The organism is Legionella shakespearei DSM 23087 (assembly GCF_000373765.1).
GTDB lineage: Bacteria > Pseudomonadota > Gammaproteobacteria > Legionellales > Legionellaceae > Legionella > Legionella shakespearei.
The window spans coordinates 93,651-106,392 of sequence record NZ_KB892383.1 but is presented as its reverse complement, the minus strand read 5'-3'; the positions used below and the strand labels follow the sequence as shown (position 1 = coordinate 106,392).

Below are 12,742 nucleotides of genomic sequence, written 5' to 3'. Positions count from 1 at the left end.
AAAACGATAGGCTCCCATCGTTTCATCCCAGCCCTTGCATGAGCCCGATATGCTTTTATCCGGCGATTTAAATAAACTCCCGAGCAATTTCTTAAAACGCTTATTTAATCGCTTATCTCCAAAATCTTCATCCTCTACTTCTTTTTCAACCCAATCTTCTGACATTTCCATAACTAATATCCACGCTTTTCTTCAAATGGGTCGATATTATTCTATTTGGAATTATTTGTGTATAAAGCAATGACCGTCAGGAAGCGGAATTTTTGTTACGGCACAGAGCATGATTTAGTACGTAGCCCGGTCTGCTTGCAGCCGGGATCGAAGTGGTACAATTCCCGGCTGCAAGCAGACCGGGCTACGAATAGAGTAAAAAAACCTTAAGTAAGTGCCTGCCTCATAGATGCATACTGCTTATTGACTTAAAAATAGGTAAACTTACCCACCAAGATGTCAGCCCAAATGGGATACTGTTATGCTTAAAGGAAGAATAAATAAACTCAAAAATCTTCCAACCGCCAGACCTCATAGGAAGGTGTTTCATAAGGATGGGCGGCTTTTAACGCAGCAATTGCCTCATGAATACAATCATCAGCACAAACGGTTTCCACCTTGAACTCAGCAACTTTTTCCAATTGATTCATCTCACCAATAAAAGCATGACTTCCTGCCAAAGGTATAAACTGCCCTTCTCCCAATATTTGCCATGAACAATGACTATACGCCCCCACCTTCCCAGCTCCTGCTGCAAAAATTGCATTTTTAACCACGTCCACATAGGCTTCTGGAACATGAAAACAAAGTTTATACATATAAATACCTGCACTTATTTAATTTTTGACATTAAACAGAATCATATTTAAGGTTGCAAGCACAATTATTGATAATGAACCAAATATATTGAGGGTCAGGCCTTGCCTTTTGCTTAACTCGAAAAAAGCAAGGCCTGACCCTATATAGTTGCTATTGATCGTGATAAAACTTGTTTCAGTTTCCAAAATATTTTACGCTTAACCCAACTTTGAAATTCAGGATGATAATTAGTTTTTAATCGGATTCGGCAAATAAGCTTAAAATCACTCTCAAATAGCTATAATTTTTTTATTGCCACGTTAAGGATAACCCCATGTTAAGAAGAAGACATCGTACTACCTCCCAGGTTAAACCACTGTCCGGCAAAAAGTTACTCCCAGAAGATCATGAAACTAAATCACTTATTTCCCCCCTAAATAAATCAAAACTCGATAAAGAACCGGATCAGGCTGGTGGTAATCAAGCTGAAGCGCTTATTCCAACTTCACCCATTATCAATACCGAAGATTTAGACAGATTTTTTTATGAATCGGGGGAAAACATCATTCTAACAATTGAAAATGCTCTAAAGTATATTTCAAACCTTATCGAAGCAAGAGTTCATATCACTGCATTAGTTAATATTGATAACAGTAATCAAAATATCTTAGATGCTTTAATAAATATATCCCTGCGCATTCAACAAATTACTGTACGAAAAGCTCAAATAGAGCTAGGAACTAAAGCCATTGACTTGATTCAAAAAATCTTTACGAAATATCCTGAGCAACAAGAGTGTCCCGGTTTCAAACAGATTGTCGAGAATCTTAATATAATCGTTGATAACAGTGGAATGACGCCCTTAACTCAATTCGCATTAAATTATAGGAATATACGATCAGAAATAAGAGATGAATTACTTATCTCTTTCTTAAGCAAAAAACCCGAAATCGTGCAGCTCAACTACGCTTTATTAGCAGGTTTTAGACACTCGGAATTAGTCATGAAATTAATTGAAGCAGGCGCACAAGTTACAGCCACAGCTCCTGATAGAAATGATTCCAATATATTTCATTTACTAGTAAAACATACTCAAGGTGATCCTCAGGACAAAAAATTATTTGAAACTTTGCTTGCTCAAGGTCCTTCAAATGTAATTAATGCTACAGATCGTGATGGAAACTCGGCTTTGATTTTAGCGGCAGCAGGTGTGAAATTAGCCTGGGTTGAGCTCTTATTAAAGCTAAAAGCAGATCCCAACGTTCGAAATCATCAAGGAAATAATGCCTTACATTCTTTAATGATGGCCTACCAACCCTCCTCTAATTTGAGTTTAAGAATCATAAATCTACTCCACAGTAGTGGCACGGAACTTGATGCTAAAAATAAAGAGGGAAATACTCCAATCATGTTAGCAGCTACCAAGACGGAGGCCTTAGACTGGATCACTTTACTTCTTGATCTGGGTGCAAGTGTAGTGCCACGTAATTCCCAAAATCTCACTGTTTTTAATATTGAATTGAATCCAATTCGTCGTGACTTTATTCTAAGAAGCATTAAAACACGGCAAGACATAAATGATACTTTAGAAAGGGAAGCTTCAAAAACAACACCTGAAAAACAATTAAGTTCTCTCATTAGTAGTGCCAGTTTTTTTGCAAAAAGACAAGGAGGCTCCGAAGCCTTGCAAGCTGCCGCTGCTGAATTTCTTGAAAAAATACAAGCGGTACAACCCTAGAATCAACAAATGTATTGAGGGTCAGGCCTTGCCTTTTGTTTTTTTCGAGTTAAGCAAAAAGCAAGGCCTGACCCAGAGGAGAAGATGGGGGATATGGACAAGCGCAACGGCTTTACATCAAGCGCGGCTATATTCCGGATGGACTGAAGGCACTTATGACTATAAACCAGTTGATCCAGGAACAATAGTTTCTTTGGACGATAATTTGATATTATGGTTCACTAAAAAAGGGGAAATGACCAGATGAAATTTCCCTTTCAACTAATCGAATTAACCTATACCTTAGATGAAAACAGCGCAGCCTGAGATGAGGGCTGAAGTTTTTCGTCATCAACAGTACTGGATTACACTGTATGAATTATCATAATGAACCAATAGTAAACAATCCTGATGTGCAACAAATCAATGAATGTCTTGATTTAGTTACTAAAGTTTTAGGTGACAATCTTTTGAGCGTTTATCTCTATGGTTCGGCTCTGGTCGGTGGTTTACAGAAATACAGTGATATTGACTTATTGGTTGTAACTTATCACGCCACAACCTTAAGTGAAAAAAATGAATTGACGCAACACCTGCTTCAAATATCAGGACTGTATATGAAAAGTACAAAACGACCTATAGAAATGACGGTTATTGAAAAAGGAGCGGTTAATCCCTGGTATTATCCCCCTCGTTTTGATTTTCAATATGGAGAATGGTTAAGAGCTTCTTTTGAAATGGGTGAGATTGAACCACAGAATGATGAAATGCCCGATCTTGCTTTGATTATCACTCAGGTTTTATTAAAGAGCCAGACCTTGTATGGAGAGAAACCAGAAAAAATTTTAGCGCCAGTTCCCTACGCTGATTTTATTAAAGCGATGCTTCAAGATTTGGACAGACTTGCAGCCGATATCAAGGATGATACCCGAAATGTGCTACTCACTCTGGCACGAATTTGGAATACTTTAGAAACCAATACCATTCGTTCCAAGCCCGATGCGGCAGATTGGGTAATAGAACGTTTGCCAGAAATTCACCAAGATGTAATGAGCAGAGCCAAATCCATCTGCATCGGCGATGAAAATGAATATTGGGAAGATATTAAAGCATCATTAGAACCTTGTGCAGATTGGATGCTGCAGAAAATTAACACAATCAAATTATCCATAAATCCAAACAAAATAGCCTACAAGGTGATCGAATGAAAGAACTTACTTTTTTTAAGGGTTATCAACAAGATGAGCAAAAGCGCGCCGCGTTTAATGCGCTTTCCGTTAAAACCTTTGATTTATCTTTTGAAGAATGGTATCAATCCGGCTATTGGCGAGATAAATACATCCCCTATACCTTGTTTGATGGGGAGCAAGCCATAGCCAATGTTTCAGTGAATATTATGGATTTTAGCATCTTTGGTCATAACCAAAGAGCTATCCAGATTGGCACTGTGATGACAGATAAAGCCTACAGAAATCAAGGCTTAAGTCGAAAGCTCGTAGGAAAGGTCTTTGAAGATTGGAAAGCAGACAGCCATCTGATTTATCTTTTTGCTAATTCAACCGTATGGGGCTTCTATCCTAAACTTGGATTTAAGTCAGCTAAAGAGTATCAATACCAGCGCACAATAACACCCACAACACAGGCTAATTTTGTCACATTGGATATGGATAATAAAGAAAACCGGGAAAAACTTCATAATTATGCGCAAAATACCTATCCATCAGGCAAAATATCCATGCAAGAAAATGCCGATTTGGCCCTGTTTTACGGCATCACTGTATATAAAAATAATGTCTTCTATCTCCCTGAATTGGATGCTATCGCCATTGCCGAAATAAAGGGACGACAACTCCATTTATTAGACGTGTTTAGCAAAAAAGAGCAAAATTTAGACCATGTTATCCATGCCTTGAGTGATGAAACAGTAGATACTGTACGACTTGGTTTTGTCCCTAAGGATTGTTCATCCTATGAGATAATTCCTATCGATGAAAAAGAAAAAGATGAAATGCTTTTTGTTGAGACAGACAAAACTGCTTTATTTGATGAAAATCAGTTGATGTTTCCTCTGTTGTCTCATGCATAGACTAAGAGGGCTTGAATATGAATGAACATAACACCTTGATTCTGTTAAATGAGCTATCAGGAAAAATCAATAACCTAGTGGATATGTCCAAATATGACCTGCAACTATTAGAAAAACATTCCGGTGGATTGAATAGAAAATATCCTCGATATTGTCCCAATTTTTCTATTGGTAAAGTTACTGATTTGATAAAGTGTATTGAGGGTCAAGCCTTGCCTTTTGCTTAACTCGAAAAAAGCAAAAGGCAAGGCCTGACCCTATAGATGCTGTAAGTGTGGGTGCTATAAATCCAGCAATCGCAAATAATGCGTCCATAATCCCTAAAGAGGTTCCGGCCCACTCTTTAGCAATATCAATATTCACCGCATAATAAGAAGCATTAGCACTCATGACACAACTTTTTGTTCATTTTTTCATGTTGTTCATTTTTAATGAACATACTATAATTATGAACAAGAGGCCATGAGTGAACATAATGAACATTAATCAATTGATACTAACTATTAGAAATAAATTAAGTCTTCAATGCAGATATAATAAGAAGGCAAATCAGCTTGTTATTTCTATTAAAGAAAATAAAGAGCTTATTTTTAAACCTGAATTAATTGCAAATATTGATAGGTCTAATATTGCTGCTGTAATTAACCATATGAAGCATTTGGATAAAAATAGTCTCCTGATTACCCGGCATGCAAACAAACTGCTTGCAGAAGAATTACAACAGGCAAATGTCCAATTTATTGATTACTCAGGAAATGCATATATTAATGAGCCACCAATATTTATCTTTGTTAAAGGTGAGTCACTGCAAAAAGTATCTGCGTCTGAACTTGCCTTTGATCTTAATAGCGCCAATATAAAAATTATTTTTGTGTTATTAGCTATTAAGGATGCTATCAGTCTCACCTATCGAGAAATTGCTAAAATGAGTGGTGTTGCTCTTGGTAGTATTAATAAAACGTTTCTTATGCTCCAAAAATATAATTATCTCATCATCAAGCAAAATGGTGATCGCATTTTGGCAAATAAAAAAGAACTCTTGAATAAATGGTGTATCGCATATGCTGAAAAGTTACGTCCTAAATTAATTTTCGGAAAATTTTCTACCGATTTAGTTGATGAATTAAAAGAAGCGAAGCCTTACGATTTTAATTTTCTTTGGGGCAATGAAATTGCAGCCAGTCAATTAACCCATTATCTAAAACCCAAAATCATCACTTTGTATGCCGAGAATAATTTGCCTAAATTACAGTTAAAATTTCGGCTTAAGAGCAATGCGTATGGCAATATCGAGCTATTAAAAAAATTTTGGAATTTTAACAATGAAGACGCTACTGTTGTGCCACGTATTCTGGTATATGCAGATTTATTAAATTCTCTTGATGAAAGAAATCAGGAAACAGCCAGCCTTATCTATGAACAATACATTAAAAAAGAAATGGAATAATTTTTTTCCCTCGGATATTGAGTTATTTAAACTCATTAATGAAGTGACCAGCGCAAATAATTGCGCTTATTTTCTAATTGGCGCGAAGGCACGAGACATACTTCTTGAATATTTTGATAAAAATGAGGCTCAACGAGCGACTTTAGATACTGATATAGCTATTTGCTGCAAAAACTGGGATGAATTTTATAAAATCAAAAATGCTTTTATCCAAAATGCGGATTTCATTGTGGACAATAAACATGAGCATCGAGTGGTGTCTGCAAAATTTGGTTATTTAGATATCCTACCTTTCGGAGATATAAAAGCAGAAAACCCAAACTTAAAATGGCCTCCTGAATATGATATTGAATTCAGCTTAATTGGGTTTGATGATGCTTATAACGGTGCAATAAAAATCGATATTAATGAAGTAAATGTTAAAATAGCTTCGCCTTTGGGCTTGGTGCTTCTCAAATTGTTTGCCTGGATCTCCAGACAAGCAAAGAAAGATGCCAGCGATTTTATTAATATTGTTTCCAACTACTTGGATTTTGATAATCAGGATAGGCTTGATACAGAACATGCAGATCTTCTTTTAGAAGAGCATTTCGATTATGTATTAAGTGGCTGTCGTCTTTTAGGACGCGATCTTAAAGGGCTGTCTTTAGAGACCCAAAATCGTCTTAAAGAGTTTTTTGATAATAAAATATTAATGGATAAGCTGGCAATCTCCATCACTCAACCTCAAATTGATTATGATATGGCTGTATCTATGCTTGTGATGATCAAGCGGGGATTTAATGATTTAACCGTTGAAGAGCAAATAATTCCTTAGATGGATGAGGGTATAGCGTTACTATTAAGCCTTTAGCAGATAAATAAAGAACAGATATAAATGCCTCTCTAGTTATGGACGGCAGTGCGGTCCGAATTGAGAATTCTAAGCATCAGTATGTTCCATTTTGGAACCCACTACTTAGATTCTCAAAATAAACTCTCCGGAATTTCCGGGTAGTTCAAAATTAAAGGATATAATATTATCCAGCAGCACTATATTGAATATTAAAATCTAAAGCCTTAGCAATTGGTTTAGAATTTTTCCCAATTTTCTTCATTTCAATAATACCGTAGCGAGCCATTGTGCTAAGTGTACGACTCAAATTACCAGGTTCACGTTTACTTAAGACAGCAAGCTCTTTAATTGACTCAGGCTTTTGTTCATCAATTATTTTCAATAGTCTCATATTGTTTTCATTCAATACTTCACAAAGTGATTTGATTGAACTAAACCAAATCTTAGGTTCATTTTTCTTAGGTTTATAACGTCCAGAAGCAATTTCAATAGTACGACTCTGAAATTTTTCTCGTGACATAATACCAACTTGTAATGTTTTCATTTTTTATCTCCATTATTCAATTTTTGAATAATTGAATTCACTTCTTGAAAAAATCTCTCAAAAGCTGCTCAGCACTTTCAAACTCATAAGGGGTTCCCTTATCATTTATTGATGTATGAACGTGATCATAATTAATAATACGTCCTGAATAACGACCACTGTCCATGCGCATTATCAAACCCCAGAATCCGCTGATTGTAATTATCATGAAGATTTAAATTACATCCAAACACCATGAGGCTCGACTAAAAATGCTTCTATCTTGTACCAATAACCATTTTCCTCTGTATATTCCGTGCCATCTAATGCAAGTAAAGTTTCTAATCCAACATCCTTCATTAAAAATCCAAAAATATCATCTGATGATATTTAAATTATAATATAAATCCCGAACAAATGGTTATTTTAGGTAAATTAATAATTTCGTACATGCTTGCTAAACTTCAAAATAGACGATAATTTTATTGCAATATCAATTTTGACCATTAAGTGTATTACTTCTATATTTAAATAGAATTAGTTAAATATGGATAAAAATGACCAAATCACGGAGCAGAAAAATTGCAGAAAAAACAATTTTTGCTGCATTCAACATACTGCAAAAAGCCGGTGGCGAGTTAAGAGGTAAAGAAGTTATTGATAAAATTCGTGAAACTATTGTATTCGATGATTATGAGAAGCACATTTATGAAAAAACCGGTTATGTAAGATGGGAGTCAATTCTACATTTTTATACTATTAACTGCATGAAAGCAGGTTATTTAAGAAAAAGCAAAGGACGTTGGATTTTAACTAATGAAGGCTCTGAAGCAATTAAATTAGGTCCAGAAAATCTCCTTAACAGCGCTAATAAAATTTATCGCGAATGGGATGCGGAAAGAAAAACAGAGAGTCCTGAGTCTGAAATGGAAGATATCACCATCGAACAAGTAAGCCTAGACACAGGACAAGTACAAAGAGCCCTTTTAGACCAATATGAAGATAACGCTAACACGGGAATTAGAGAATTCATTTACAACAAAAACCCATACGAATTTCAAGATTTAATTGCGGCTCTTTTAGATGCTATGGGTTATCACATTTCCCATATCGCAGAACGAGGCCCTGATGGAGGAATAGATATAGTTGCATATACTGATCCTTTAGGAACTAAACAACCACGAATTATCGTACAAGTCAAACATCGGCCTTTAGATTCAGTTGCGTCAGATGCCATACAAAAACTATCAGGAACACTTAAGCGAAATACGGATGTAGGCATATTTGTAACATCTGGTCAGTTTTCAAAACCTGCCATTAAAGAAGCAATAAACTCCAGAGAGCATATAGAATTAATCGATTTTGATAGACTCATTGAGCTATGGATAGAGTATTATCCTAAAATGAGAGATGACCAAAAAAACCTTCTTCCCCTTCACCCAATTTATTTTTTAGGTAGTAATGAATAAATATATTTACGCATCAGCAACATCAGCAAATAAAGAAGGATCAGTTAGCATGTTTTAACAACTCAAGTTTAAATTTATCAGTACCTATTTTGCGGCTAAATCTATCTAAGACAACAACCTGAGTATTCACTGGTACTTGTGTAGAACCGCTTTGATATGCCTTGACCGCATCGGCTGGTTCCCAATTCACTTGTAACCGTTTTAAAGCTTCAAGAGCAACCTGATCGAAACCACCTTCAGCCGCTAACATTTTCTTACCTGTTAATCGGTTAGTACGTGCCTTTGCATAAAGACCATAACCAATTTTAATTATCTCACCTTCAGTTTCTAAATTGCGAAGTACTCTACCAACTTGATCATAATCACCTAATTTCCTAAAATCAGAACGCACAAATACCTGTTTGTTTGAGCGGCGAATTTTTAAAGTAATTCTGCTTTTAAGAGTTAAGCGTTTCATACGGTTTGTAAAATTATTGAACTTATTTAATATAGCAAAAATACGACATTTTATCAAACAAAAATACGATATTTAACTCACTATATTTATTGTTATCATTCTGTTTTTATATTAATTTTTTTAAAATTGAAAATACAATATTAAATATAATGCTGATACAATTAATATTTTACTTTACTATACATCTAAAACGAGAAAACAATGCTAATCGTGTCTTATACCTATATGAGAAAACATTTAGACAAAATCATGGAAAAAATTGCTAATGGGGAACAAATTTGCTTTACACGCAAAGGACAAGAACCTTTCATCTTAGCTAAAGTTGGAGATCCTACAAAAACAAATCTTGATGAGATAAAGGCTGAAAAACGCACACAAGCAATTAATAAATTGAAAAAATATCACAACGCTACTATCAAGACTTTAGCAGATAAATAAGTTGAGAAATCACATCTGCGCTTGCTTCTAACAGGCTTCACCTGCTATTGCAATGCGTTAACTAGCATCTTCATTTTAATTAATAAATCCTCCAGTCCTCTGTCTTCAAGAAATCTTTCATATTGCTCTTGAGACTCATAATGTTTATCTGAGAATGGATCATTGAGTAATTCCTTTTTGGCATCTTCTATTTCATCAATGGTTCTATTCAAAATGCTGACCACTTTTTCACTAAAAGCATGTAATTTCATATCGCCGTCCTTAGTAATCTTCCTTTTAAAAGGATAGCACTTACACAGAACAAAAAGAAAAATATTGGACCATTTAAATAATTTTTACTCAGGCAAGTCTTACCAGTTGAAAACCTTGATTGCGCCTGTCGGCTCCATCAAGGCTACATTTTTATTTATTTTAATTTCGATTAATGATGGTTTTTAAACTTCGACACATGTTCGACACAGTAAATTGATATTTTCTTGGCTTAACATAACTCATTGATTCTACAATGCCGCTGTGCGGAATCGAACCGCAGACCTTCTGATTACGAATTAGTGAATTATAGGTTTTAGCCAATTGGACATCTTTTTAAATTCTTTTAATATCCCTTTATTTACTTGATGTTACAGCATTATTGCGTTATAAGTTCTATTAATGGATTTTAAATATTTGTGCGACACAGGTGCGACACATTAAAACCTAACGTAAAAAGTAAATTATGAAGATAACCAAATCAAACGTAGAAAACCTTCCCCTGCCTCAAGCAACGGAAGAAGGAAAAACAGCCCAAAAAAGATATTACGATGACAACCTGAAGGGTTTCGGCATACGTGTGACCTCTGGCGGAGCAAAAGCCTTTTTCGTTGAAAAATTCATCAACAAGAAACGCTGCCGAATTACTTTAGGTCATTACCCCGAGTTAACCGCTGAAATGGCAAAAAACAAAGCCCTGCATCTTTTAGGGCAAATCGCCATGGGCATTGATCCAGTTGCAGAGAAAAAGGCAACAGAGGTTAGAGATATTACTTTGAACCAAGTCTTTAAAGACTACCTAAAAACCAGAAAGAACTTAAAACCCCGAACTATAGATAATTACAAACACATATTAGATAAAGCCTTCACCAGCTGGAAAAGTAAACCTATGTTATCCATCACCAGAGATCGCATAGCGAAATACCATGAAAAGCTAGGCAATGAACATGGAGAAGCCTATGCTAATCTAGCCATGAGAATCCTACGAGCCTTATTTAATTTTGCAGCAGGCCAATATGAAGATAACAGTGGCCATTCTCTTTTTATTGATAACCCAGTAAAACGTCTATCACAAACACGCGCCTGGTATCACATTGAAAGGCGAAAAACGTATATAAAATCACATGAGCTAGCCGCATGGTATTCTGGTTTACAGCAAATCCAAAATGAAACGTTACGAGACTATTTATTGTTAATCTTATTAACGGGCTTACGCCGACAAGAAGCAGCGACTTTGAAATGGTCTGATCTCGACTTAAAAGCAAAATCATTCACTATCAATAAAACCAAAAACAATGAATCCCACACTCTCCCCCTTTCTGATTTTCTTTATGATCTGTTGATTACCAGAAAAGAAAAAGCAATCAACGACTATATTTTCCCAGGGCCGGGTGCAGCAGGCCATATTATTGAACCACGTAAGACAATGGCGCATGTGATAAAAAATTCCGGTGTTCATTTCACAGTTCATGATTTGAGACGAACTTTTATCACTATTGCCGAAAGTCTCGATATCCCTGCTTATGCATTGAAGCGTTTAATGAACCATAAGATGAGTAATGATGTGACTGCTGGATATATTATTGTTGATGTTGAACGGCTACGAAAGCCTATGCAACTTATTACAGATTATATTTTAAAATGCGCAGGTGTAGTAAAATCAGCTGATGTTATTGACATCCAACCTACAAAAACGGAGCTTTTGAAATGAGTATGCCCGAAATACCTGAATTGCTTATTGAGATTCGTTCTATACTAAATCAAGCACGCACTCAGTTACAACAGACTGTTAATCATACGATGGTACAGACTTATTGGAATGTTGGGCGTTTAATTGTTGAGCATGAGCAAAAAGGGAAAAGTAGATCTGATTATGGTCAACAGCAAATTAAGGCATTATCTGAACAGCTACGCCAGGAGTTTGGTAAGGGATTTAATGAACGCAATCTTCGAAATATGCGGAGTTTTTACCTCTTATACCCAATTTGGCAGACAGTGTCTGCCAAATTAAGTTGGTCTCATTATTGTGCATTATTACGTGTAGAAAACCCGAAAGCTCGTGAGTGGTATATGAAAGAAGCCATAGATCATGCATGGAGCGTCAGGGCATTAGATCGTCAGATCGATAAATTATATTATGAGCGATTATTATCAAGCAAAGAAAAACAACCTGTCATTGATGAAGCAAATGCTCATATTGAACCTTTAAAAAATAATCCCAAGAACTATTTACGTGATCCTTATATCCTAGAGTTTTTAAATTTACCTTACGCCTCAACATTAGAGAGTAACCTAGAACAAGCCCTTATAAATAATCTTCAACAGTTTCTATTAGAACTTGGCAAAGGCTTTGCATTTGTAGAGCGTCAACAACGGATTGCCACAGAAGATCAAGATTTTTACATCGATTTAGTATTTTACAACTATAAACTCAAATGTTTCCTACTTATTGATTTAAAAATAGGTAAGCTTACTCATCAAGACGTTGGACAAATGGATACTTACGTAAGAATTTATGATCAACATCGCAAAGATTCTGATGACAATCCTACTATTGGTTTAATTCTTTGCTCAGAAAAAAATGAAACCATTGCAAAATATTCTGTTCTAAAGGACAGCAAACAGCTTTTTGCTTCAAAGTATTTACATTACTTACCCACCGAAGAAGAACTTCGTCGTGAACTTGAGCGTGAACGAGCAATTTTAAATCAATTGCCAGATCAAGATTAAAC

Annotated in this window: 15 protein-coding genes; 10 read left to right on the top strand and 5 right to left on the bottom strand. The window is 35.6% G+C overall.

Annotated features, from left to right (window positions below; translation table 11 throughout):
• Window positions 1-165: IS4/Tn5 family transposase DNA-binding protein (locus B094_RS16695; RefSeq protein ID WP_248619523.1), on the bottom strand; the 165-nt coding region annotated here is incomplete at its 3' end.
• Window positions 166-497: 332 nt separating this feature from the next.
• Complete coding sequence (locus B094_RS0102565) at window positions 498-809, bottom strand: YqfO family protein (protein WP_018576227.1); 312 nt, start codon at window positions 807-809, stop codon at window positions 498-500.
• 314 nt (window positions 810-1,123) lie between these two features.
• Between B094_RS0102565 and B094_RS0102560 the strand changes: the two genes are divergently transcribed.
• The 6 genes from B094_RS0102560 (at window position 1,124) to B094_RS0102535 (ending at window position 6,856) form a co-directional block, all read left to right on the top strand.
• Window positions 1,124-2,527: an ankyrin repeat domain-containing protein gene (locus B094_RS0102560; protein ID WP_018576226.1), complete on the top strand. Its 1,404-nt coding sequence runs from the start codon at window positions 1,124-1,126 to the stop codon at window positions 2,525-2,527.
• 353 nt (window positions 2,528-2,880) lie between these two features.
• Complete coding sequence (locus B094_RS0102555) at window positions 2,881-3,714, top strand: aminoglycoside nucleotidyltransferase ANT9 (RefSeq protein WP_018576225.1); 834 nt, start codon at window positions 2,881-2,883, stop codon at window positions 3,712-3,714.
• On the top strand, window positions 3,711-4,592 hold the full coding sequence (locus B094_RS0102550; RefSeq protein WP_018576224.1) for a GNAT family N-acetyltransferase: 882 nt from the start codon (window positions 3,711-3,713) through the stop codon (window positions 4,590-4,592). The genes B094_RS0102555 and B094_RS0102550 overlap by 4 nt, the downstream gene beginning before the upstream one ends.
• A 17-nt stretch (window positions 4,593-4,609) precedes the next feature.
• Window positions 4,610-4,819, top strand: coding sequence for a hypothetical protein (locus B094_RS16685; RefSeq protein WP_081621020.1), 210 nt, complete (start codon window positions 4,610-4,612; stop codon window positions 4,817-4,819).
• A 248-nt stretch (window positions 4,820-5,067) separates the two neighbouring features.
• Complete coding sequence (locus B094_RS0102540; protein WP_018576222.1) at window positions 5,068-6,039, top strand: type IV toxin-antitoxin system AbiEi family antitoxin; 972 nt, start codon at window positions 5,068-5,070, stop codon at window positions 6,037-6,039.
• Entirely contained in the window at window positions 6,008-6,856 is an 849-nt protein-coding gene (locus B094_RS0102535) for a nucleotidyl transferase AbiEii/AbiGii toxin family protein (RefSeq protein WP_018576221.1), read from the top strand. The genes B094_RS0102540 and B094_RS0102535 overlap by 32 nt, the downstream gene beginning before the upstream one ends.
• A 202-nt stretch (window positions 6,857-7,058) precedes the next feature.
• Here the strand turns inward: B094_RS0102535 and B094_RS0102530 are convergent, their stop codons facing one another.
• Window positions 7,059-7,418 carry an HVO_A0114 family putative DNA-binding protein gene (locus B094_RS0102530; protein WP_018576220.1) on the bottom strand — a complete coding sequence of 120 codons (360 nt, stop codon included), beginning with the start codon at window positions 7,416-7,418 and terminating at the stop codon, window positions 7,059-7,061.
• Between the two features lie 536 nt (window positions 7,419-7,954).
• On the opposite strand from B094_RS0102530, the gene B094_RS0102515 reads away from it, so the two are divergent.
• Entirely contained in the window at window positions 7,955-8,866 is a 912-nt protein-coding gene (locus tag B094_RS0102515) for a restriction endonuclease (protein ID WP_018576219.1), read from the top strand.
• A 40-nt stretch (window positions 8,867-8,906) separates the two neighbouring features.
• Here B094_RS0102515 and B094_RS15560 read toward each other — a convergent pair whose 3' ends face one another.
• Window positions 8,907-9,323: a DUF6088 family protein gene (locus tag B094_RS15560; protein WP_040523993.1), complete on the bottom strand. Its 417-nt coding sequence runs from the start codon at window positions 9,321-9,323 to the stop codon at window positions 8,907-8,909.
• 249 nt (window positions 9,324-9,572) lie between these two features.
• Between B094_RS15560 and B094_RS0102505 the strand changes: the two genes are divergently transcribed.
• Window positions 9,573-9,761 (top strand): type II toxin-antitoxin system Phd/YefM family antitoxin, encoded by a 189-nt coding sequence (locus B094_RS0102505; RefSeq protein ID WP_248619521.1) that lies wholly within the window; start codon window positions 9,573-9,575, stop codon window positions 9,759-9,761.
• A 44-nt stretch (window positions 9,762-9,805) separates the two neighbouring features.
• Here the strand turns inward: B094_RS0102505 and B094_RS0102500 are convergent, their stop codons facing one another.
• The gene (locus B094_RS0102500; protein WP_018576216.1) at window positions 9,806-10,012 is read right to left on the bottom strand and encodes a hypothetical protein; all 207 of its coding nucleotides are present in this window, start codon (window positions 10,010-10,012) and stop codon (window positions 9,806-9,808) included.
• 464 nt (window positions 10,013-10,476) lie between these two features.
• Here B094_RS0102500 and B094_RS0102490 point away from each other — a divergent pair, with 464 nt between their 5' ends.
• Together B094_RS0102490 and B094_RS0102485 are read left to right on the top strand one after the other, a co-directional pair.
• Window positions 10,477-11,721 (top strand): tyrosine-type recombinase/integrase, encoded by a 1,245-nt coding sequence (locus B094_RS0102490; protein WP_018576214.1) that lies wholly within the window; start codon window positions 10,477-10,479, stop codon window positions 11,719-11,721.
• Window positions 11,718-12,740, top strand: a complete 1,023-nt coding sequence (locus tag B094_RS0102485; RefSeq protein WP_018576213.1) for a PDDEXK nuclease domain-containing protein — start codon at window positions 11,718-11,720, stop codon at window positions 12,738-12,740. Before B094_RS0102490 ends, B094_RS0102485 begins: the two co-directional genes overlap by 4 nt.
• The last annotated feature ends 2 nt before the right edge of the window (window positions 12,741-12,742 follow it).